Genomic DNA, 20484 nt, shown 5'->3' with positions numbered 1-20484 from the left:
TTAATTATTAATTACAGGGATGACTACCTTATTATTTTAATGGCTTCACCGCTTTCCACATTTCCTGTGCCACCAACAGGTTACCAGCGCCATTAAGGTGTACCCGATCTGTTGTTAGAATACCTTTTTCCTGATTATTAGGATTATTCTTGTCCAGGTAATTCATAAATGACTGACGCAGGTCGATCAATGGTATATTATTTTTCGCCGCATATTCGCGTATCCATTTCGCATAAAAATTCAGGTCACCATCCTGCAGGTTGGTGTCGTCATTATACTCCCCTATCACCGACGGTGTACACATCACGGGTTGTATACCTGCGGCTTTCATCTTCGTAATCATTTTATCGTAAAATGCTCCGAATTTATTTAACTCCGTTCCGGTACCACTGGTTGTTTTGTGCCATACATCATTAATACCAATATATACTACCACAATATCCGGTTTCTGATCCAATACATCTTCCTGGAAACGATAGAATAGATCATAGACCCGGTTGCCACCAATGCCTTTACCAACAAACTCAAAATTTTCGGCTAGCTTATCCTGTTTGCAAAGACTATCCACCTTCGGAATGTAGCCGTTGGGACCGGCACCCTGCTGAGTGATTGAGTCGCCAAAAAATATTACTTTTTTCTTTTTAACCGGCTGAAAGGCAATAAGTGCAATGGCTGCAAGCGTTAGAACATATTTCATGTGTTGATACTTTTTTAGTAGGATATTTATATTGTTCGAAGAATTTCGTTATCAAATAACGGGTACAAGTTTAAACAAAAACCTCAAATAACTGAACTAAATATTTTCACCTTGGCTGGATATCTTTTAGCGTAGCTGAAAAGCATATTGGTAATGGTGCTGTTTTCTTTGTAAGGAGTAACCAGGTCTTTAAATCTCTCGGGCTCTTCAACAGCGGTGTCGTAAGGAATAAATCCCATGCCATAAAACTTTCCCTGCCATACCAGTATGCAGGAATTTTGGTCTCTTGTAATACCCTCATCAATGATAACAAAAGATGGCAGCCCTTTTAGCTTATTGATGGCTGACTCCACCCGGTCGTTATAATCGGCTGCAGCCTCCTTTTGATTACAGGCACCTTTGCACGAAATAGCATGCATTTCTTCATCATAGAGATTTTTGCTGATAAAACAAAGGTGAGGGCAAAGATGATAATCGTGAACGAGCTGCCTCAATGCAGCACCTGCGTTTTCCAAATGGTGATACGAGCTGATAACTTCATACCGGCTGCTTATCTTGTCAATGGCTAATCTTATATATCCGTTCTGATCGTAATAACGAATAATGCCATACATGTCTTCCCGTCTTTTTTGCGCCGCATTAAACCGGGGCCATAATCTTTTTATTTCAGATGATTCTTTTACAGCCGCCATCAATTCTGTACCACACTCCTCAAAACTGATGCGGTATACCTCGCGCATAAAATTTTGCTTTTGCCGGGAGGTGGAGTTGTTACTAAAGTGACTGCTTACCCTGTAACGAATATTTTTAGCCTTGCCTACATAAACAACCTTTCCTTTTTCATCATGAAAATAATAGACTCCGGCTGTATAGGGCAGGTTTTCGAAATCAGTTTTGGGAACATTGGGCGGTAGCACATGCTCCTTGGAAGTTCGTTTTAAGCTTTTGACAATATGCCCCTCTTTATCTTCTTCAAGCAATAGTCGAAATAATGCAACGGTAGCATCTGTGTCTCCACCAGCTCTATGATGATTTATATGAGTTATACCCAAAGCATTACATAGCTTACCCAAACTGTATGACTGGTAGCCTGGCAATATTTTGCGGCTCATCCTAACAGTACATAGTTTATTTGCATCATAGGTATATCCACAAAATTGCAGCTGACTACGTACAAAAGAATAATCGAAGTTGACGCTATGCGCTACAAATATTTTTCCGTTCAGCAGTTCATAAATACGTTCGGCCACCGCTTCAAAAACCGGGGCTTCTGCTACCATAGCATTGCTGATACCCGTTAATGCTTCGATATAAGGAGGTATACGATGAACCGGATTGATCAGCGTTTCATATCGTTCCACTACTTCAATCCCATCGAAAATAACAATGCATATCTCCGTGATACCATTGGCGTCGGCATAACCGCCCGTAGTTTCTATATCAACAATTGCATACATGTCTAACCCACTAATTTCGGAAATTATTTGTCTTTTTCCTATGCAAAATTCGGAATACGGTGTCATAGATCCGATAAACCTGGTTATGAAAAAATAAAGCGGTTCTCTATGCGTTTCCTCGTTATATGTATTTTTCTTGCACCCATTATCTATTTCATTGGTTGCCATGCCACTCCGTCAGGGGAAAGGAAAATAGCTACACTTAATGCACCCCTGGCAATTGAGCCGGCATATGATACCACTCAAAAAAATATTCATATCCTCGTAGCCTTATGCGATAATAAATACCAGGGGATTGTTCCCGTCCCCGCAAAAATCGGGAACGGCCAGGACCCAGATAACAACCTGTACTGGGGTTGCGGCTACGGCGTACGAACTTATTTTAAGAAAAGCAGCAACTGGACCTTTATTAAAACCTTAAAGGGACAGGGTGTAAAAATGCAGCGGCTGGTGTTTAAACACAAACAAAAGAACAGCTATCTTATTGCAGATGCTTATAATGGTATGTATATTAAGGATTGTACTGTAGATTTTTTAAAAAGCTGTTCCGGGCAGTTAAAGGATGTGCTGGATGTTGATGGTAAGCATATCGGTATTAATGGCAATGCCTCTTTGTTAGCTTATGTAGGCCACGACGGATTAATGGACTTTAGCTTATCCGAATCCTTTCGAAATGCGGATGGCCGAAAACGGGATGCCATTATGTTGGCCTGCATCAGTAAAAAATACTTTGCACCCCATTTATCGCAAACCCAGGCCAGGCCCCTGATTTGGAGCACCGGGCTTATGAGCCCTGAAGCCTATACCCTGCATGATGCCTTAAATGCATACCTCGATAAACAATCGCCGGAAGCCATTAGAACCGCAGCTGCGAAGGCTTATGCGAAATATCAAAAATGCAGTGAAAAAGCAGCCAGGAACTTATTGGTAACCGGGTTTTAATAATTGTTTGAAAACTTTGCTACGCTTCCCTGTATGAAAGATTATTTTCGTGCAAATTTGTATTGATGAGCGGAGCAGATAAATTCGAGATGTTTAAAAACCGGTTAACCAAGGTTTACAGGCATTTACAAAAAATAGCTAAAAGGCAAAATATATCCTGTTATCGGGTTTACGATCACGATCTGCCCGAGTTCCCGTTTATTATAGAAAAATATGGTGATACGCTTTATGTGTCTGAATACAAACGAAATCACAGTCTCAACGAAGATGCGCATCAATTCTGGATGATGCAAAGCATACAGGTAATGTCGGAGGTGCTGGATATAACCCAGGAAAATATATTTACCAAATTGAGACAACGCAAGGCAGGCCGCGAGGGACAATACCAGAAAACCGCTGAAACAAAAAGTGAATTTATTGTAGAAGAAAACGGGTTGAAATTTATCGTCAACCTGGCTGACTATCTGGATACCGGCTTGTTCCTGGATCACAGAACCACCCGGAAAATGGTGCTGGATCAATCTGCAGGAAAGCGGGTACTCAACCTGTTCGCCTACACGGGCTCCTTCTCGGTATATGCTGCTGCAGGCGGTGCCGCGCAGGTAACCACCGTAGACTTATCTAACACTTACACCAACTGGGCTAAGAGAAATATCGAATTGAATGGTTTTACAGATCAGAGCAGGTATTTATTTATAGCGGCCGATGTTATACAATATCTACAAACCCTGGAGCCTGCATCCTTTGACATTGTTGTAATGGATCCACCAACTTTTAGCAATAGTAAAAAGATGGAGGGTGTTTTAGATATTCAAAGAGATCATGTATCCCTGGTTAACAATTGCCTGCATGCGCTTTCGCCCGGAGGCCTGCTTTATTTCAGTAATAATTATACAAAGTTTCAGCTGGATGAAGAGGCTATTAAGGCAACTGCTATAAAGGATATAACCAAAGCTACCACACCTTTCGACTTTGAGGGTAAGCTTAAAAGAAGCTGTTTCCTGGTCACCAAATAGACTTTTACCCGAATCATTTATTTTTGCTGCATGTTTAACAATGATGATTTACAGGTGCGCTGGTGGACACTGGAGGCTAAACTGGTAGAACGTTTTGGCAAGAAACCGGATATGGAGACCATCCTTTTCTTAATAGGTATACAGGAGTTGGGCACCGTAGCAGAAAGATTTACCAAAGAGCAAAAACAAGACCTGATGCATATAGCGGTGTGCAAATTACTCGTGCCCAGCGGCTATTATGAGTTAACCGCTACAGACCCCGACGGCTGGCCACATTATAAGCAGCTAAAGCCCATGCCCGATCTAAATCCTTTTGAACAGGAAGCCTTTTTAAAAGACCATGTATTGCTTTATTTTGAAGAAAACGGAATTTAATGTGCAGACTAATTGTTATCGTCGTATGTAGCTTACTGTTATTCAGCTGTGCGTCGCAACAAAAGCTACGCAAGGCTGATCTCAAAAAAGACGTTGTTTTGGAAACTAATTACGGCGTCATGCGTGTTCGCTTAAGTGATGAAACACCGCAGCACCGCGATAATTTCCTGAAACTTGCTAAAAGCAAATATTACGACGGTGTTTTATTCCATCGCGTCATCAATAAATTCATGATACAGGCGGGGGACCCCGATAGCCGCAAAGCAGCGCCCGGAAAGGCTTTGGGCGAAGGGGGACCAGGATATACCATTCCTTCAGAATTCAGAACGAATCTTTTTCATAAGAAGGGGGTCATTGCTGCTGCGAGGGAAGGCGATGATGTCAATCCTCAAAAAGCCAGCAGTGGGAGTCAGTTTTACATAGTGCAGGGAAAAGTATGGACTGACGGCGGACTGGATACGCTTGAAATAAAAAGGTTGAACGGCAGAAAAATTCCTTCAGAACAACGAACTGCCTATAAAACAGTTGGAGGTACTCCTCACCTGGATCAGAATTATACAGTATTCGGGGAAGTAATAGAAGGGCTGAGCGTTATAGATGCAATTGCAGCAGTAACCACCAGTAAAGGAAAAGATAAAGATCGCCCGGTAAAAGACGTGATAATCAAAAAAGCCAGGCTGGTTAAACGCAGATAATAGTTTAAAACAAGGTTTCAATTGCCTGACGGCTGCTCAGGATTTTTCCGAGCGGATCCTCGGTATCCGAAGCCATTTCAACGATAGCATATTCAAGTCCGGCCAAATCCCGGTTGGCAAAGGTTGATTGGAAATCAATTATTCCACTTCCAATAGCAACAGACCTTTTTGTAACAGGGTCAATGTCTCTTAAATGCCATATCGGAAAACGTCCGGGGTACTTTTGAAAAATGTTTACAGGCTCTTGTCCAGCGTAGCCTAGCCAACCCAGATCCGGCTGAAAGACCACCAGGTCAGGATCAGTATAGTCTAGTAAAATATCGAACAATAATATACCGTCAACCACCTCAAATTCGTGGGCATGATTATGATAAGCCAGTTGCAGGTCAAAGGCTTTTGCAATGGCTCCCATTTGATTTAAGGATTGAGCAGCTTTTTTATAGGTATCCTGCGTTTGCTCTAACTCATTACTAAAAAAAGACCTGACAATATATTTGATGCCCATTGATGCAGCGCGGTCACTGATTGTAGAGGCTTCTTTTACACTAAACTGAAAATGTGCACTCACCATCTGTAATCCCTGATCGTTTGCGAGGTTCTTGAGCTCTTCCGGCTTAAAACCCTGGATCGTAAGCTCACTAATATTGAACCCTGCCGGCTCTACCACTGTATAACCTGCTGCCGCCAGTTTTTTAAATGTTGCTCCCGGCTCCTCCAGCAACAGATTTCTTAAAGACCATAACTGTGCGCCTGTTGCCGGTTTCATTAAATGTATATTGAATGTAGTTCCTTAAGCAGCTTTTTGAGCAGATTGTAATCCTATTCTATGGTTGGTTTTAATTGCAGTATCAACTGTTCCAGTTCTTTAATACGTCTTTCCAGATCCGGAAGTTTCCGGCTTAATGCCTGGCTTCTCAACGCAGAAGTATATTCATGTGCCGGAGAACCGGTAACAGCCTTGCCTGGCTCCAGATTTTTACTAACCCCGCTTTGCGCATTTATTTTAGCACCATCGCCAATTTGCAAATGACCTACAATGCCCGCCTGACCGCCAATCATAACACCTTTGCCAATTTTGGTACTACCGCTAATACCGGCCTGGGCTGCTACTACTGTACTGCTGCCAATTTCCACATTATGCGCGATCTGGATCAGGTTGTCCAGCTTGGCTCCTTTTCTTATAATGGTTGAGCCAATAGTGGCCCGGTCAATCGTGCTGTTGGCACCAATTTCAACATCATCTTCAACGATGACATTGCCGATTTGTGGCACTTTAGAGAAACTGCCATCCGCCTGCGGCGCAAAACCAAAACCATCACTACCAATTACAGTTCCCGCATGCACCGTAACATTGTTACCGATCTGGCAGCTATGCAACACTTTCACACCCGGGTGCAATGTAACATTGTTACCAATTGTTACATTATCGCCCAAATAAACACCAGGATAAATTTTAGAACCGCTGCCAATTTTCACCTGCTCTCCCACATAAGCAAACGCCCCTAGGTATATATCATCGGCATAACTCGCGGTTGCCGCTATAAATACCGGTTGTTGAATACCTTTCAATTGTTGCTGACGGAACTCCTGGTACTTGCCCAGCAAAGTAGCAAAAGCGCTATAAGCATCTTTCACTTTTATCAACGTAGCACTAACCGTTTGTTTTAACTCCAGTGAGTCGTTAACAATAACAATAGTAGCTTTTGTTGTATATAAATACTCTTCGTATTTGGGATTAGCCAGAAAACTCAGTTGCCCCGCTCCTGCTTCTTCTATTTTACCAAAGGATTGAACAGCGGCATCAGGATTACCTTCTACCTTACCATTTATGAGCAGTGCGATTTGCGAAGCAGAAAAAACCATTCTTGGATTTTTAATATATTTTTATTGGAGTCGAAAATAGGCAAGTAAATAATTATTAAAAGTTAAAACTCGTACTATTAAACTCTCAGGTAGCAAAAGTAGTATTTTTTAACAGGCTCGCTTATTTTTACGTCAATAAGCGGATCATCCACCTGCGAAATATCTTTCAAAGAACCGTCTTTATATAAAATATTGATACTTTCATTATCAGCATTATAGAGCCGGTTGGTAGCATCTCCGCCAAAAGCGAAATAGTCCATATCCTTTTCATCGACACCTGTAGCCAGGGCTACTTCTTTTATCTTTTCCTGCTGAAATGACTCCTCTATTGGAGTGGACTGCAACCTGATGCGCATGATTTTACGTTGAATGATCGCTTTGCAAAGGAGAGACAATATGGTATCATCGTGGCTACACCAGTTTTTCACGGTAGCCATGATATCATGATCGTCCATCTGGCAAAAATCTTCCAATAGCAATTCGGTGGCTCCGTCGCTGTAGCTTCCTTGCAAAAACCGGTTAAAAGCCGGCGTAGCCGCTGTAGTTATCACTCCTGCCGCAATGAGGGCCTTTGCCCGCCGAATGATCATGATCAGCATTTTTTCAGCAGCAACCACGGTTTTATGCAGGTATACCTGCCAGTACATCAGCCTCCGGCTTAATAAAAACTTCTCGATAGAATAAACAGCTTTTTCTTCTACTACCAGGTTCCCGTCTTTTACGGTCAGCATTTTAATGATACGGTCGTACCCAATTACGCCTTCTGCTACCCCGGTAAAAAAGCTATCCCTGTTCAGGTAGTCCATTCGGTCTACATCCAGCTGGCCGGAAACCAGTTGGTGTAAAAATTTTTTAGGGTATTGATCTGTAAAAATGTCGATGCCTGTTTGTAGTTGTCCGCCAAACTCTTCGTTCAGTTTTTGCATAATCAATAAAGACAGCCGCTCATGATGAGCGCCTTTAATGAGTTCCTGCTCCAGGGCGTGAGAAAAAGGGCCATGCCCTATGTCGTGTAACAAAATGGCCAGCTTGGCTCCCAGTTCTTCCTCCTCAGTTATTTCAGTACCCTTACCCTTAAGTTCGCGCAAGGCAGTGCACATCAGGTGGTAAGCCCCTAAAGAATGATGCAACCGGCTATGTACAGCACCGGGATATACCAGGTGCGCAAAAGCCATCTGGTGAATATTACGCAACCTTTGATAGTAAGGATGGGAAATGATCTGCAATAACAGCGGATGATCGACAGTAATAAAGCCGTATACCGGGTCGTTGATAATTTTTCGAGCCTGGGCCATAATGTATTAAAAACGCAAATTTAGCACGTGCTTCCCTATTTTTCACATTCCCCATAATATTAACATGCCTTCGCGTGCCTTTTTGCAAACCGTTATCTTTGCGCATAACTAAAAACATGATCAAGTACACTCAAAATACATTAGACAAGCTGGAGGCGATACCGGAACAGTGCGGGTATATTTTAAGGTATGAAAGAGGCAATTTTCAAAGTGGTTATTGTATTTTAGATAATAAAAAAGTAGTGGTACTGAATAAATTTCTCCAAACCGAAGGCCGTATTAATGCCCTTATTGAGATAATTCCGCAGTTAAATATTGATACTGAAATGCTGGATGATAATGCTAAAAAGCTTTTTGCGGAAATATCAGAAAGAACCGATGCCGGTGAAGGCGAAGCATAATCTTCTGGCTTTATCAATTTTCAAATTACTCATTATTTACTACTCATTATTTACTACTCATTACTGATCACTCATTACTCATAATATTGCCTTACCCTCCGCTACAAATAACATTTTTAGGTACCGGTACCAGCTCAGGAGTACCCATGGTAGGATGCCATTGCGAGGTATGCACTTCTTCTAACGCTAAAGATAAAAGGCTTAGATCGAGTATACTGGTGCAATCGTCCACCACAACTCTTGTGGTGGATTCCGGACCCGACTTCAGACAGCAAATGCTCACCCACCAGGTAAACAAGCTGGACGCGATACTTTTTACCCACTCCCACAAAGATCATATTGCCGGTTTGGACGATGTGCGGGCCTATAATTATTTTCAACAAAAGCCGATGGATGTGTATGCTACCGAGGCTACGCTTAACCGCGTAAAAGTTGAATTTGATTATGCTTTTGCCGATGTTAAATATGCTGGTGTGCCTTCCATACAACTGCATCACCTTAACAATAATGATGCTTTTCAGGTTGGAGATATGAATATATGGCCGATACCCGTATGGCATATGTTTATGCCGGTTATTGGCTTTAGGATGGGAAATTTTACCTATATCACCGATGCCAACCGTATTGAGGATAGCGCCAAAGAAAAAATAAAAGGCTCACAGATACTGGTTTTAAATGCACTGAGAAAAGAAAAACATATTTCCCATTTTACACTGCAGGAAGCACTGGATTTGGCCGACGAACTGGATATCCCGGAAGTATACCTCATTCACCTCTCCCACCAAATGGGTTTGCATGATACTGTTTCAGAAGAACTCCCCTCAGGTCGATTTTTAGGATATGACGGATTAAAACTTCAAATTCCCTAACATTTGTTAGTTTATTTACAATAGAAATATTATATTTACAGGGACCTCTTTAGCTTGTCAGGATAGTCTCAAAGTTTTACCGCTATGTAGCAATACATGGCGGTTTTTTATTTACACAAACAGAAACTATTTTTTAATTTTATTAAACTTTTATTTAACTTTATTAAATGAAGCTGCCCGTTTTTTGTCCCAGTTGCGAAAACACGCTCAACGTGAGCCAAATGAAGTGCAATGATTGCGGCACTGAGGTTAGCGGAAACTATGAAATGCCCTTGTTTTTAAAACTAACAAGAGAGGAGCAAAGTTTTATCATGGACTTTTTTCTGGCCAGCGGAAGCATTAAAGAAATGGCCAAACAGGCAGGCAACAGTTATCCAACCATGCGCAACAAGATGGATGATATGATTGAAAAAATAAAAAACCTAAAATGCTGATGATATGAAGACCAATCTTATTTTTAACCCTTTTGAGAAATTTTCTGAAACCAGCCTGGCGGTTGCCGGGGCATCCGTTATATTATTTTCGGTTTTGCTGTTCTGGTTTTCAGGCCAATCCAATGACGGCATTTATCACGTTACGTATTAGTCGGGAATACAACTAGTGCAGGCGATTATCGAAGCCCTGAGCTATACTTTTCTCCCTTTTCTTTTACGCTTCACATAAGTAGCAAATTTTCAACTTAAGTTCCCATAATCCCGAACATAGTTCAGGCCTTAAAAACAACACTAATGATCTTTAGCGCATCTTATGATACTCCTGTTAAAATAGTTACTCCTATCACATTCCTGGTCCTTATACTGAGTTTTATTACTCCGGCGATAACAGGGGCTGCAGTATCAGTTTATTACTTTCTTATTCCACTAATTATAATTGCTACCCTGGCATGTATTGCCTATGCCCCTAAATACTATTGTGTGGAAGCCGGTGAAATAAAAATATACCGGATCTTATTGAAACCCGTTACAATAAAAATCGATTCTATATCCGGGATAGAAATATTAACTAAAGCTCAGTTAAAAGGGAGTATCCGGCTTTGGGGATCAGGAGCTTTTCTAGGATACTTTGGGTGGTTTACGACGAGAAAATTGGGCAAGGCAATGTGGTATGCTACGAGAATGGATCGAACAATATTTATATATACCAACGACGGAAAGAAATTTTTAATATCTCCGGACAACACTGATCTGTTTTTAGACCAGCTCCCCGGTATAGTTTAAAAAAAGCGGCCAAGCCGCTTCCTACTATATACTATTTTGTGTTTTTTGCGGACTTACCGCCTCTTTAACCCCCTGGGGAACTTTATCCCAAAGGTTTTTGCCGGCATCAGTCACCTTATTTTTAAGGTTTTGTTTCTGATCAGGCGTCATTTTATATTTCCAGTAAGCAAAAGCCGCCAGGCCTAACGCGATTAATCCGCTTGTTTTATTTTTCATAATTATTGGTTTTAAATTTTATTTTATCGAATAACCATAGACTAAAAGTGTGCCACGACCTTGCTTAAACCTTAAAATATGTCAAAAAAAAATCCCAGGCCACAAAACCCGGGACATCTAGATCTCTAATTGTCGAACTGTAACTATTTGAGATACTGTGCAAAAAAGCCCAGCATGGTTTTATAAAACTCAATCCGGTTATCTTCTCTTTGAAAACCATGCCCTTCATTATATTTTACAATATAAGGCACGTTGAATCCTTTAGCACGCAGCGCTTTTACTATCTGATCCGACTCGTTGATATTAACCCGCGGATCATTAGCACCCTGAACCACTAACAGTGGCTTGCGAATCTTATCCAGCTGGTAAAACGGTGATACTTCTTTGGCGATTTTGGCCTCTTCCGGGTTATCCAGGTCGTACCAGATCTGTTTTACCATTTCTTTATATGGCTTCCAGTATTCCGGGAAGGAAGCAAAGAAGGTTTCAATATTAGACACACCCACGTAATCAACACCACAGGTATACAAATCAGGCGTTTTTACCAATCCCATTAAGGTAGCATAACCACCGTGACTCCCCCCATAGATGGCGGTTTTGCTTTTATCGGCCCAACCTTGCGCTATTGCATATTGAACTCCGTCTTCCACGTCATCCATTAGCTTACGGCCAATTTGTTTGAACCCGGCTCTTAAAAATTCTTTACCATAGCCACCGCTGATCCGGAAGTTTACCTGCAGTGTGGCATATCCCCGGCTGGCAAAGAGCTGCGTTTCGGGATTAAAGCCCCAGCTATCTCTTATGCCTTGAGGGCCACCATGAGGATTTACCACTAATGGCACTTTCCTTCCTTCCAAAGCTGCTTTGGGCAAAGTAATATAACCATGAACGGTTTTACCATCGCGGCTTTTAAAGGAAACAGGCTTCATGATTGCCATGTCGGTTTCCTTCAGTTGTGGCATCAGATCGTACAGAAAAGTTGTTTTACCGCTGGCTGCATCATAAATATAATACTTACCCACTAACCTGTCGCTGGTTACATACACCAGGTATTTGCTCTCATCATCTGTTTTACCCGTTAAACCAAACTGATAGCCTTTAAACTCTTTGTTGAGGTTATCATAGATCTTTTTGAAAGTTGTACTAACAGGTATGATCTCGTCCTTTTCTCCTTCGTAATTGAAGTAATCTACCTCGTAATTCCTTTTTCGGGAAAGGCCGATACCTGATACATCAAAATCTTTATTAGCAAAAACCTCTTTGACCTTCTCCTTCTTTTTGAAGTCATATAGGATAATACGGGCTTTATCAGAATCGAGGTTCGTTACCACATAAGCCTCATCAGGATTAGCAGGATTGTAGCTAAATGATTGTATATTGAAGTTATCGTCCCAGTTATTAGTGAAATATAATTCGTAGTCTTTTGCACCTGCAGGTTTATAAAAATATTGCGATTTAATCCCCTGGAACATTCTGCCAAATCCCCTCAGGTTGCCGTCTTTATCAAAGTCATAACCAACAATGGGATTAGCTACATCTTTATTTTCATACAATTTTTCAAGCGCACCAGTTACCACATTTACCTTGTAGGGTTCAAAAACCTGCTTATTGTCTTTGTTCATGGTAATGATCATATAGTTCTTCTGATCTTTCAGGATACGTTCGATGCTGGCCTGCACTCCATCAAAAGGAGTAAGATCCAGTACATTGCTTCCATCAACGTTAGCTGCATAGATATGGAAGTTCTCATTGCCGCCATTATCCATTACATATACCAGGCGTTCATCATTGATCCAGCCATATCCTTTGATCAACTCGTCCTTCTCCTCGATAGCCCTGGCAACTTTACCACTGGCAATATCTTTCACATATACATGCCGTTTGCCGTTCTCTTCCTTCTCCATATAGGAAAGGTATTTACCCCCGGGGGATAGCTGGAACTGTGAGGACTTGGGGCGGGCAAAATAATCCTCTACCTTATATTTATAATCGCCTTTATCCTGTGCAATGATTTTTTGAATTTCGGCATCACCGGAAGGCAAAGTAGTATCACCAGGCTTGGTTACTACTGTTTTGGTAAGAACCAGCGGCAGGTTCATACCTGCCTGTTTAAACTCTCCGGTGATTGTTTTATCAGCTAATGTTCCGCTATAGCTGATACCCGCAGCTTTTACGCTTAAAGACAGTTTATTGTCTGCAAAAGCAGTGCTGTCAACTGGTATACCTGAAGCGCCCTGGGCCGGGCTATCCATTGTAGTGACCCATTTGTCGCTATCTTTTTTAATATGAAATACGAGTGGAATTTTAGAGCCCTGTACTTCCAGGGTTCCTTTCCAGGCCCCTGCAATATCCTGTGCTTTTATTAATGTCATAGAAATAATACAAACAATAAATGTGAGAAAGAGTTTTTTCATCGTTCGAAATTTAAAAGGTGTAGAAACAAAAAACACACCCTGTAAGATGTGTTTTTGTATATTTTTAGCTGATAGCCTGGGAAACAATGTGCCCGATTTTTTCTATGGATATTCTTTCCTGTTCCATGCTGTCGCGATGACGTATCGTAACCGTACCATCTTCTTTGGTCTGGTGGTCGATTGTTATGCAAAACGGAACACCTAAAGCATCCATTCTCCTGTAACGCTTACCAATAGCATCTTTCTCCTCGTAGAAACATTTAAACTCACCGCGGTACTGAGCCATTATCTCCTGCGCAATCTCAGGTAAACCATCTTTTTTCAACAACGGGAATACCGCCAGCTTGATCGGAGCCAGTTTAGCAGGGAACTTCAATACTACGCGACTGTCCTGCTTTTCGGGTGTGCTCAGATCCTCTTCAGTGTAAGCTGCACAAACCATTGAGAGGAACATACGATCCAGTCCGATGGAAGTTTCAATTACATAAGGAATATAATTACCGTAAGGCTTTCCGGTTTCAGGGTTCACATCATTATCGAAGTACTGCATTTTCTTGCGGCTAAACTCCTGATGCCTTGATAGATCATAATCGGTACGGCTGTGAATACCTTCCAGTTCTTTAAACCCAATTGGGAAATTAAATTCTATATCACAAGCCGCATCGGCGTAATGCGCCAGCTTTACATGATCGTGAAAACGGTATTCTGTGTCAGGTACACCCAATTCGAGGTGCCATTTTAAACGGGCCTGCTTCCAGTATTCATACCACTCCTTCTGCGTACCAGGCCTGATGAAAAATTGCATTTCCATTTGCTCGAACTCACGCATACGGAAAATAAACTGGCGGGCTACGATCTCGTTACGGAAGGCTTTACCAATTTGGGCAATACCAAACGGGATCTTCATCCGACCGGTTTTCTGCACATTAAGAAAGTTTACAAAAATCCCCTGTGCCGTTTCAGGACGCAGGTACACTTTGTTGTTTTCATCTTCAGAAGATACAGTGGAACCAAATTCTGTAGAGAACATTAGGTTGAACTGGCGTATATCCGTCCAGTTAGCAGTACCGCTAACGGGGCATTTAATTTTATTGTCGTCAATAATCTTTTTCAGTCCTGTAAGATCTCCGGCAGCATCCGCCTTTTCCATTTCGCTGATAATGGCAGCAGCTTCGGCTTCTTTTCCTTCCACCTTTAACTGCTCAGTGTGAGATTCAATTAAATGATCTACACGATAGCGCTTCTTACTGTCTTTGTTGTCGATCATCGGATCGTTAAACCCATCCACGTGACCGCTGGCCTTCCATGTAGTGGGATGCATAAAAATAGCTGCATCAATGCCCACGATATTATCCTGTAACTGGGTCATCCATTTCCACCAATAATCCTTAATATTTTTCTTTAGCTCGGCGCCCCACTGACCGTAGTCGTAAACCGCCTGTAAGCCGTCGTATATTTCGCTGCTTGGGAAAATAAAGCCGTACTCTTTACAGTGCGATATAATCGCCTGAAACCTTCCTGCCGGCAAGGCTTGTTTATTTGTCTCTGTTGCCATAAGGCTGCAAAAATAAGGGCGTTTTTTGATTTGAGGTTTAAGAATTGATATTTAGCTTTTCCCCCTGTGATAGCGGATCATTTGCCCGTAATCCATTTTATTATTTAATCCGAAAAGTGCCTGTGCTATGCGTTTCGTTTTGGTGGTATCGGTTTTGGCATCATCAATCCATTTGCTGAAATAATTTTGATGCGAAGGAGCCAATGTTTCAAAAAAAGCCCGGGCTGGCGGATCATCTTCCAGGCAGGCCACAAAGTCCACGTTAAGCTGGTATTGTTGATCGTCTACCTCTAACTGAACAGCAATCATCGCCCCTTGTCTTTTGGCTATCCCCTTACGCATGACAGCATTAATAGCCATAATATAATTACCTGCGCCGGCAGGTAAAAGCGTTACGCCCGAAATGATATGTTGATCCAGTGCGCCTTTAACCCGAAATGCCTTTTTGCTGTCGCCTTTCAGTTGCGCTGCCAACTCCGCCGGTATCTCAATATAGGTCCATCCGGTTTTATCGCCGTTCTCCCCAAATTTCTGAAGGACTGCTGTAAAGCTGATCGCCTGACTTTTCATGAGCTATAACCTAAACATTAATTGGTTTGCACCTTTCCCAACACCTCCATTGGTTTGATACGTACACCAAAGTTATAGGGTGTAATATCCAGGCCCCGCAGATACATGCTTTTGAATGCATAAGAGCCGTACAACCTGATAATACCCAGGTTTACTTCAGCGATATACGATAGCTTCCAGGGACGTATGTCAAAATCACCACGTGATTTAGCTTTTCCTTCGTCAGAGTTGATATATTTATTTCTTGCAGAATACAGATACCCCACGCTCATCCCGGCGCTCAATTCAACAGCATATAAGTTATGCGGCGTTAAATTAAAGTTGAGCATAAGTGGTACCGTTAAATAATCTGCCGCCAGTTTATTCTTTTTATAGGTTCTTCCAAAAGTACCGTCGTAGCTAAGTGCCGGGGCGTTTTCTACAGTCGCTTTTTGTAATTGGTATCTTATCGGTTGCTTGTAATGATAGTTATTTAGCTCCAGCCCTATTCCATAATTAAAATTCACATAATTATTAATGATACTCACCTGCTGGGTCACCACCCAAATATTAACATTACGCGATTTAAAGGGTCGCAGGCTCATCCAATCACCATTAACAGCAGGTGTAGCATATTCCTGGGCTTCAGTACTCGAATAGTCGGTGTTATCTACGAAGTTGGAGAATCCAATATCAACAATGCCCCATTGTGTTCGCACTTTTTTAGGATTGGTACGACTGCTTAACCTCTTTAAAAAGCCCTTTTTAGGTGATGCAGCAAATGCTCCGGGGTCGTTATCTCTGATGATGGTAACACCGCCTATTTCAAGCGTATCTGGTTTCGGTCGGTCCTGCGCCATACCTGAGATAGCTAATGATAAACAAAGTACGGAAAGCAATAATCTCATAATTCCGTAAAGATACATTTTACCGATAACCGAAAAGTTAAAATTCGGACTACCTGGTCGATTATTGAATTTATTATTAAAACCTGATTCCCACGTTGTAAGGAGTCATATCCAACCCGTTTTTAAACATGCCTTTCATGGCATAAGACCCATATAAACTAATCACCCCTAAGTTTACTTCAGCTACATAAGATAATTTCCAGGGGTTTAAGTTTAGGTTGTCTTTCAGCTTTTGTTTGCCTTCATCAGAAGTGATGGTTTTATTACGTGCACTGTATAAGTATCCCGCGCTGATGCCCGCACTAAAGCCCCATTCCTTGGTTTTTTTAGCAGATATCTCAAACCCTTTTTTATGTTTTTTCGTAACGGAGTAACCGCCTGTATGTTTGCCAAAATCAAAATTCAGCATCACTGGAAAGGTCACATAGTCTGCTGCCAGTTTATTTTTAGAATATGCCCGCCCCTCTGTACGATCCCACTCTACATAAGGCAGGTTGGCATTAAACCGAACAGGATTTTTAAACCTGTAATTATTCAATTCTAACCCTAATGCGTATTTCAAATTCACATTATGATTGATCAGGTTTACTTTCTGGCTCACCAGCCATATGTTTACATTCACTGATTTTCCGTTTCTCAGGTCGAACCAGGATGCATCTGAATTAGGTGCAAATGCCTGCGCGCCGGCTGAAGCATAGTTGGTATTGTCTACAAAATTGGAGAAACCCAGGTCAAGCCCTCCAAACCAGCTGGTGGTAATATTTTTACGGCGCGTAGTTTTTTGCCACACTTCGCCATCCTTATCTACAATTACTTTTTTATTGTCCTTATCGGTGATTACCTGCACCGTTACAGAAGAAGTGTCTTTTTGCGCGTAGACCGCAGCCGACATCACCACACACAGAGTCGTTGGTAAAATTTTGTGTAACATATATCTTATTTTTCTTGTATATTTTTATCGTTTTTGGCCAAGAGTAACCTTTGATATAATTTTTCTTTTCTGTTTGTGTAATTTGGAAAAGAAAAATTACATGTCGGTTTTAAGTATTATTTTTCTACACGAATGGCAAAACCTGCCACATTGATATTATCACCACCATCGGATAAAATATCCAGGGCACGGTCGCTAATCTGTTTTCCTATCTTTTTAAAGAGTGATTTTTTTTCTTTCACCGGCTCCTTAGCAGAAGCCACGGGAACAGAGGGCTCGATTGAGGTTGATTTTGTTATCGTTTCTTCAGATACTTTAGCTGGGTCCGTTGAAATAGGGGTTTTAACTCTGTTCCCGTTTCCATTTTCTAATACAGGCGGAGCTGTATTCACAACTTCCTGCCTTTCTTTAGTTCCCTCTACCGCCGAGGATCGAATCGATTGTGTAGTATTCGCGGCCTTAACAGGCTCTTTACGCTGACGTTCTATGTTTTTGGGATATTCTTCAGACGATGAAGCTTCCGAAACTACGGGAGTATTTACACCTACGGTGGAGTCCACAACAGGAGGAGCAGGTTTAGCAGGTTGGGTAACAGGTGTGTCATTCAAGGCTACAGGCGCACCATTTTGCTCTTCCTGTTCGGACTGATTCAAAACCAACCAGGTACTTACACATAATAACAGGGATGCAGCAATGGCCAGTTTCCGCCAGTCCATACTTCTAACAGCGCCCCTTTTATACAACTTTTCTTTACCCGGGTATTGAACAGATAAGTCTGCTTTTAAATATAGCTTACCCAGCGTTTCGAGCTCAAGCCTTAAAGCATCATTTTTTTTCGCGGCCTGTTCTATTGTACCAGCCAGTTCATTTCCAGCTTCACCATCCAGGTACGTGAGTAAATTTTCTTCAGACAGTTCCGATTGCCTGATCAATTTTTCTTTACCACTGAACCCAATCGGCTCTTCGATATTCAAAACCGTTTGTTTCAATAATTCCAGTTCACCAGCCAATTCAGGGTGCTCTATGACAAAAGCCTCCACCATTTCTTTTTCCTGCACAGACAATTCATTGTCTATATACATTAAAAAAAGCTCCTCGTAATTATGTTGGTTGATTTGCATTGCTAATTTCTTTGTTGTTAAACCAGATTATTTACATTCACCAGGTATGACTTTAATTGCAACCTGGAACGATGCAGGTATACTTTTACCTGCGATGCATTCAGCCCCGTAATTTCGCCTATTTCTTCGTAGCTATATCCCTCATAATCTTTTAACAGAACCAAAGACCGGTTTTGTTCTGACAACCGGGATAAAGCCTGTTCCAGAACTGCTTTCAAATTATTTCGCTTCTCTTCAACTCCTTTGTCCAGGTTTTCAAACGACTCATGTAAATCCATCCGACTGTTCTTGCGATAGTGGTCTACCATTTTATTATAAGCCACTCTAAACAGGTAAGCTTTTGCAGTATCCATGTTAATATCCTGCCGGTTTTGCCACAATACTTCGTATGCATTTTGCACCATATCCTCTGCGTCCGCGGTATGTCGCATAGTTTTCAACATGAAACGATACAAAGCATCCGAATAATTCGTTACACACTCATTGTAGTCTTTTTCAGTCATAAAACAGCTAGGGCCTTTGTTGTAAATTTTATTCTATCTGATAAATCCAACCTTAAATATATTATTGTTTAATATGATTAGTATACTGGGCGAGAAACATATTACGCCGCGACCCAAATTCATCTGTTCCAGGCTTTGCCTCTTTTAATTCAAAAAAATCGAACATCACGACCACACCTTCGTTGCCAAGAAGGAAAAAAGATTCTTTTTTTTCTGATTCGCCGGGTTGATTACAACTTACGCCTCTTATTTGAAAATGATTATAGTCCAAATTCGTCCATTGAACAGCCTGCTGATCATTGTACTTTGGATTGGGGGCAATCATTGCAAGCAGCCCCTTTGTAGTATCTCCTGCTATTCGCTGTCTTTTTACCGACACTCTAACCAATATATCTTTAGCGTATTGGTATTCAGATTTATAAATTCCCTCATGCTGTATTTTACTTCCTGGTATCAAAGAAAAGCCGCTGCCCTTTCCCGAAAAGCTGGTATACTTCCTGGGTAACGGATCTGCAAAGGCTGTCAACACCGAAGAAATGATTATAAGAAGCGTTAAAAATATGCCTGCCGACTTTTTCATGTTATAACCCCGTTTTAATTTATGAATACCTGCCCTGCGTTGTTTTGCAAAAGCGTTTCTATAGGTTATACGGGCAGGAAAAAAAAAAGTTACAGCTATTACAATTTTTTTTGTGTTAGACGGGATGCAGCCCTAACCTAATATTTTTATTAATGATAATGAAGGCAGCTGTAAACAAGGCCATGCAACCCTTTATAAAAACTGTATACCATTATAGCTCATAAACTTCTTTAGAAAGTCGTCCATATCCTCTAATTCTTTTATAAAGACACTTGCAGTTTCAGTTTTTAACACTCCATTCCTTTTGGTATTGGAAAATACCGGTGTATACTCACCTAAAAAACTCTTAATGATTGATTCTTTTGCCCGTACTATTTCCAATGCCTGCTTATCCCTTTTCCATTCCCTGGCTTCACTTCTATACTTTTCCAATGCTTTAAAAAAGTTATGATTCGCTGAGGCGCTATCATTTAATTTTCTCTGAACTATGCCCAGATAAGCCCACGAATTTCCCCATTCCGGCAATGCGCTTGTGTAAGCTATAGCCGTTTTAAGCGCATCTTCGTATCTACCTCTTTTATAATCAATGCATATTTTGGACTCATAAGCTCCTGTATGACTTCGATTTAAGACAAGCACTTCTCCAAGCAAGCGGTACGATTGGGTTATTGAATCCTGATTATCATAAAAATTCAACCGATTGGCCTGGCTGAATAAATGATTAACCTGTTCATTTTTTCCATTCTCAGCATTTTTTTGCGAAAACACTGTAATAAAAAACAGCGGTCCGGTTAACATGGTGGTAAACAAAAGTTTCTTCATATGCAAATTTTATTGGTTTCAGATAAGTTGTGATCGGTTAATGGATGAATATAAATTT

The 20484-nt window shown here is 41.3% G+C and carries 24 protein-coding genes; 9 read left to right on the top strand and 15 right to left on the bottom strand.

What is annotated here, in order from left to right:
• Nucleotides 1-31: 31 nt before the first annotated feature.
• Nucleotides 32-697 (bottom strand): SGNH/GDSL hydrolase family protein, encoded by a 666-nt coding sequence (locus tag ACLOAU_RS10330; RefSeq protein WP_427861790.1) that lies wholly within the window; start codon nucleotides 695-697, stop codon nucleotides 32-34.
• An 83-nt stretch (nucleotides 698-780) separates the two neighbouring features.
• A complete protein-coding gene (locus ACLOAU_RS10325) occupies nucleotides 781-2154 on the bottom strand; it encodes an exonuclease domain-containing protein (protein ID WP_427861789.1) in 1374 nt (457 codons plus the stop codon).
• 108 nt (nucleotides 2155-2262) lie between these two features.
• Here ACLOAU_RS10325 and ACLOAU_RS10320 point away from each other — a divergent pair, with 108 nt between their 5' ends.
• From ACLOAU_RS10320 to ACLOAU_RS10305, 4 genes are all read left to right on the top strand, one after another.
• Complete coding sequence (locus ACLOAU_RS10320) at nucleotides 2263-3096, top strand: hypothetical protein (RefSeq protein ID WP_427861788.1); 834 nt, start codon at nucleotides 2263-2265, stop codon at nucleotides 3094-3096.
• Between the two features lie 65 nt (nucleotides 3097-3161).
• On the top strand, nucleotides 3162-4112 hold the full coding sequence (locus tag ACLOAU_RS10315) for a class I SAM-dependent methyltransferase (RefSeq protein ID WP_427861787.1): 951 nt from the start codon (nucleotides 3162-3164) through the stop codon (nucleotides 4110-4112).
• A gap of 30 nt (nucleotides 4113-4142) precedes the next feature.
• On the top strand, nucleotides 4143-4487 hold the full coding sequence (locus ACLOAU_RS10310) for a hypothetical protein (RefSeq protein ID WP_427861786.1): 345 nt from the start codon (nucleotides 4143-4145) through the stop codon (nucleotides 4485-4487).
• Nucleotides 4487-5182, top strand: a complete 696-nt coding sequence (locus ACLOAU_RS10305) for a peptidylprolyl isomerase (RefSeq protein ID WP_427861785.1) — start codon at nucleotides 4487-4489, stop codon at nucleotides 5180-5182. The genes ACLOAU_RS10310 and ACLOAU_RS10305 overlap by 1 nt, the downstream gene beginning before the upstream one ends.
• A gap of 4 nt (nucleotides 5183-5186) precedes the next feature.
• Here ACLOAU_RS10305 and ACLOAU_RS10300 read toward each other — a convergent pair whose 3' ends face one another.
• The 3 genes from ACLOAU_RS10300 to ACLOAU_RS10290 all read right to left on the bottom strand — a co-directional run bounded on the left by ACLOAU_RS10300 (nucleotide 5187) and on the right by ACLOAU_RS10290 (nucleotide 8340).
• Nucleotides 5187-5948: a sugar phosphate isomerase/epimerase family protein gene (locus ACLOAU_RS10300; RefSeq protein ID WP_427861784.1), complete on the bottom strand. Its 762-nt coding sequence runs from the start codon at nucleotides 5946-5948 to the stop codon at nucleotides 5187-5189.
• A gap of 53 nt (nucleotides 5949-6001) precedes the next feature.
• Nucleotides 6002-7045 (bottom strand): UDP-3-O-(3-hydroxymyristoyl)glucosamine N-acyltransferase, encoded by a 1044-nt coding sequence (gene lpxD, locus ACLOAU_RS10295; protein WP_427861783.1) that lies wholly within the window; start codon nucleotides 7043-7045, stop codon nucleotides 6002-6004.
• 77 nt (nucleotides 7046-7122) lie between these two features.
• On the bottom strand, nucleotides 7123-8340 hold the full coding sequence (locus ACLOAU_RS10290; RefSeq protein WP_427861782.1) for an HD domain-containing protein: 1218 nt from the start codon (nucleotides 8338-8340) through the stop codon (nucleotides 7123-7125).
• A gap of 116 nt (nucleotides 8341-8456) precedes the next feature.
• Here ACLOAU_RS10290 and ACLOAU_RS10285 point away from each other — a divergent pair, with 116 nt between their 5' ends.
• From ACLOAU_RS10285 to ACLOAU_RS10265, 5 genes are all read left to right on the top strand, one after another.
• Nucleotides 8457-8741, top strand: coding sequence for a hypothetical protein (locus tag ACLOAU_RS10285; RefSeq protein ID WP_427861781.1), 285 nt, complete (start codon nucleotides 8457-8459; stop codon nucleotides 8739-8741).
• 86 nt (nucleotides 8742-8827) lie between these two features.
• The gene (locus tag ACLOAU_RS10280) at nucleotides 8828-9610 is read left to right on the top strand and encodes an MBL fold metallo-hydrolase (protein ID WP_427861780.1); all 783 of its coding nucleotides are present in this window, start codon (nucleotides 8828-8830) and stop codon (nucleotides 9608-9610) included.
• A 167-nt stretch (nucleotides 9611-9777) separates the two neighbouring features.
• Entirely contained in the window at nucleotides 9778-10044 is a 267-nt protein-coding gene (locus ACLOAU_RS10275; protein WP_427861779.1) for a DUF2089 family protein, read from the top strand.
• A 4-nt stretch (nucleotides 10045-10048) separates the two neighbouring features.
• Complete coding sequence (locus tag ACLOAU_RS10270) at nucleotides 10049-10195, top strand: hypothetical protein (RefSeq protein ID WP_427861778.1); 147 nt, start codon at nucleotides 10049-10051, stop codon at nucleotides 10193-10195.
• A 143-nt stretch (nucleotides 10196-10338) separates the two neighbouring features.
• A complete protein-coding gene (locus ACLOAU_RS10265; protein WP_427861777.1) occupies nucleotides 10339-10827 on the top strand; it encodes a PH domain-containing protein in 489 nt (162 codons plus the stop codon).
• 24 nt (nucleotides 10828-10851) lie between these two features.
• Here the strand turns inward: ACLOAU_RS10265 and ACLOAU_RS10260 are convergent, their stop codons facing one another.
• From ACLOAU_RS10260 to ACLOAU_RS10215, 10 genes are all read right to left on the bottom strand, one after another.
• On the bottom strand, nucleotides 10852-11043 hold the full coding sequence (locus ACLOAU_RS10260) for a hypothetical protein (RefSeq protein ID WP_427861776.1): 192 nt from the start codon (nucleotides 11041-11043) through the stop codon (nucleotides 10852-10854).
• A gap of 143 nt (nucleotides 11044-11186) precedes the next feature.
• Nucleotides 11187-13457 carry a S9 family peptidase gene (locus ACLOAU_RS10255; protein ID WP_427861775.1) on the bottom strand — a complete coding sequence of 757 codons (2271 nt, stop codon included), beginning with the start codon at nucleotides 13455-13457 and terminating at the stop codon, nucleotides 11187-11189.
• A 64-nt stretch (nucleotides 13458-13521) separates the two neighbouring features.
• On the bottom strand, nucleotides 13522-15012 hold the full coding sequence (locus ACLOAU_RS10250; RefSeq protein WP_427861774.1) for a glycine--tRNA ligase: 1491 nt from the start codon (nucleotides 15010-15012) through the stop codon (nucleotides 13522-13524).
• 51 nt (nucleotides 15013-15063) lie between these two features.
• A complete protein-coding gene (locus ACLOAU_RS10245) occupies nucleotides 15064-15582 on the bottom strand; it encodes a YdeI/OmpD-associated family protein (protein WP_427861773.1) in 519 nt (172 codons plus the stop codon).
• A 17-nt stretch (nucleotides 15583-15599) separates the two neighbouring features.
• Nucleotides 15600-16469, bottom strand: coding sequence for an outer membrane beta-barrel protein (locus tag ACLOAU_RS10240; RefSeq protein ID WP_427861772.1), 870 nt, complete (start codon nucleotides 16467-16469; stop codon nucleotides 15600-15602).
• Nucleotides 16470-16545: 76 nt separating this feature from the next.
• Nucleotides 16546-17400: a hypothetical protein gene (locus ACLOAU_RS10235; RefSeq protein ID WP_427861771.1), complete on the bottom strand. Its 855-nt coding sequence runs from the start codon at nucleotides 17398-17400 to the stop codon at nucleotides 16546-16548.
• A gap of 116 nt (nucleotides 17401-17516) precedes the next feature.
• Nucleotides 17517-18521 carry an anti-sigma factor family protein gene (locus ACLOAU_RS10230; RefSeq protein WP_427861770.1) on the bottom strand — a complete coding sequence of 335 codons (1005 nt, stop codon included), beginning with the start codon at nucleotides 18519-18521 and terminating at the stop codon, nucleotides 17517-17519.
• A 17-nt stretch (nucleotides 18522-18538) separates the two neighbouring features.
• Nucleotides 18539-19024: an RNA polymerase sigma factor gene (locus ACLOAU_RS10225; RefSeq protein ID WP_427861769.1), complete on the bottom strand. Its 486-nt coding sequence runs from the start codon at nucleotides 19022-19024 to the stop codon at nucleotides 18539-18541.
• A gap of 61 nt (nucleotides 19025-19085) precedes the next feature.
• Nucleotides 19086-19604 carry a hypothetical protein gene (locus tag ACLOAU_RS10220; RefSeq protein WP_427861768.1) on the bottom strand — a complete coding sequence of 173 codons (519 nt, stop codon included), beginning with the start codon at nucleotides 19602-19604 and terminating at the stop codon, nucleotides 19086-19088.
• A 192-nt stretch (nucleotides 19605-19796) separates the two neighbouring features.
• Complete coding sequence (locus ACLOAU_RS10215; RefSeq protein WP_427861767.1) at nucleotides 19797-20426, bottom strand: hypothetical protein; 630 nt, start codon at nucleotides 20424-20426, stop codon at nucleotides 19797-19799.
• Nucleotides 20427-20484 lie beyond the last annotated feature (58 nt).

It is taken from the genome of Paraniabella aurantiaca, assembly GCF_050309965.1.
In the GTDB taxonomy this organism is placed as follows: Bacteria; Bacteroidota; Bacteroidia; order Chitinophagales; family Chitinophagaceae; genus Niabella.
This window is presented reverse-complemented; position numbering and strand designations above follow the sequence as displayed.

What these genes read in the sequence shown, in the direction of transcription:
- ACLOAU_RS10330 (WP_427861790.1), bottom strand. Translation starts at nt 697, where the DNA reads ATGAAATATGTTCTAACGCTTGCAGCCATTGCACTTATTGCCTTTCAG.
- ACLOAU_RS10325 (WP_427861789.1), bottom strand. Translation starts at nt 2,154, where the DNA reads ATGTATGCAATTGTTGATATAGAAACTACGGGCGGTTATGCCGACGCC.
- ACLOAU_RS10320 (WP_427861788.1), top strand. Translation starts at nt 2,263, where the DNA reads ATGCGTTTCCTCGTTATATGTATTTTTCTTGCACCCATTATCTATTTC.
- ACLOAU_RS10315 (WP_427861787.1), top strand. Translation starts at nt 3,162, where the DNA reads ATGAGCGGAGCAGATAAATTCGAGATGTTTAAAAACCGGTTAACCAAG.
- ACLOAU_RS10310 (WP_427861786.1), top strand. Translation starts at nt 4,143, where the DNA reads ATGTTTAACAATGATGATTTACAGGTGCGCTGGTGGACACTGGAGGCT.
- ACLOAU_RS10305 (WP_427861785.1), top strand. Translation starts at nt 4,487, where the DNA reads ATGTGCAGACTAATTGTTATCGTCGTATGTAGCTTACTGTTATTCAGC.
- ACLOAU_RS10300 (WP_427861784.1), bottom strand. Translation starts at nt 5,948, where the DNA reads ATGAAACCGGCAACAGGCGCACAGTTATGGTCTTTAAGAAATCTGTTG.
- lpxD (WP_427861783.1), bottom strand. Translation starts at nt 7,045, where the DNA reads ATGGTTTTTTCTGCTTCGCAAATCGCACTGCTCATAAATGGTAAGGTA.
- ACLOAU_RS10290 (WP_427861782.1), bottom strand. Translation starts at nt 8,340, where the DNA reads ATGGCCCAGGCTCGAAAAATTATCAACGACCCGGTATACGGCTTTATT.
- ACLOAU_RS10285 (WP_427861781.1), top strand. Translation starts at nt 8,457, where the DNA reads ATGATCAAGTACACTCAAAATACATTAGACAAGCTGGAGGCGATACCG.
- ACLOAU_RS10275 (WP_427861779.1), top strand. Translation starts at nt 9,778, where the DNA reads ATGAAGCTGCCCGTTTTTTGTCCCAGTTGCGAAAACACGCTCAACGTG.
- ACLOAU_RS10270 (WP_427861778.1), top strand. Translation starts at nt 10,049, where the DNA reads ATGAAGACCAATCTTATTTTTAACCCTTTTGAGAAATTTTCTGAAACC.
- ACLOAU_RS10265 (WP_427861777.1), top strand. Translation starts at nt 10,339, where the DNA reads ATGATCTTTAGCGCATCTTATGATACTCCTGTTAAAATAGTTACTCCT.
- ACLOAU_RS10260 (WP_427861776.1), bottom strand. Translation starts at nt 11,043, where the DNA reads ATGAAAAATAAAACAAGCGGATTAATCGCGTTAGGCCTGGCGGCTTTT.
- ACLOAU_RS10255 (WP_427861775.1), bottom strand. Translation starts at nt 13,457, where the DNA reads ATGAAAAAACTCTTTCTCACATTTATTGTTTGTATTATTTCTATGACA.
- ACLOAU_RS10250 (WP_427861774.1), bottom strand. Translation starts at nt 15,012, where the DNA reads ATGGCAACAGAGACAAATAAACAAGCCTTGCCGGCAGGAAGGTTTCAG.
- ACLOAU_RS10245 (WP_427861773.1), bottom strand. Translation starts at nt 15,582, where the DNA reads ATGAAAAGTCAGGCGATCAGCTTTACAGCAGTCCTTCAGAAATTTGGG.
- ACLOAU_RS10240 (WP_427861772.1), bottom strand. Translation starts at nt 16,469, where the DNA reads ATGAGATTATTGCTTTCCGTACTTTGTTTATCATTAGCTATCTCAGGT.
- ACLOAU_RS10235 (WP_427861771.1), bottom strand. Translation starts at nt 17,400, where the DNA reads ATGTTACACAAAATTTTACCAACGACTCTGTGTGTGGTGATGTCGGCT.
- ACLOAU_RS10230 (WP_427861770.1), bottom strand. Translation starts at nt 18,521, where the DNA reads ATGCAAATCAACCAACATAATTACGAGGAGCTTTTTTTAATGTATATA.
- ACLOAU_RS10225 (WP_427861769.1), bottom strand. Translation starts at nt 19,024, where the DNA reads ATGACTGAAAAAGACTACAATGAGTGTGTAACGAATTATTCGGATGCT.
- ACLOAU_RS10220 (WP_427861768.1), bottom strand. Translation starts at nt 19,604, where the DNA reads ATGAAAAAGTCGGCAGGCATATTTTTAACGCTTCTTATAATCATTTCT.
- ACLOAU_RS10215 (WP_427861767.1), bottom strand. Translation starts at nt 20,426, where the DNA reads ATGAAGAAACTTTTGTTTACCACCATGTTAACCGGACCGCTGTTTTTT.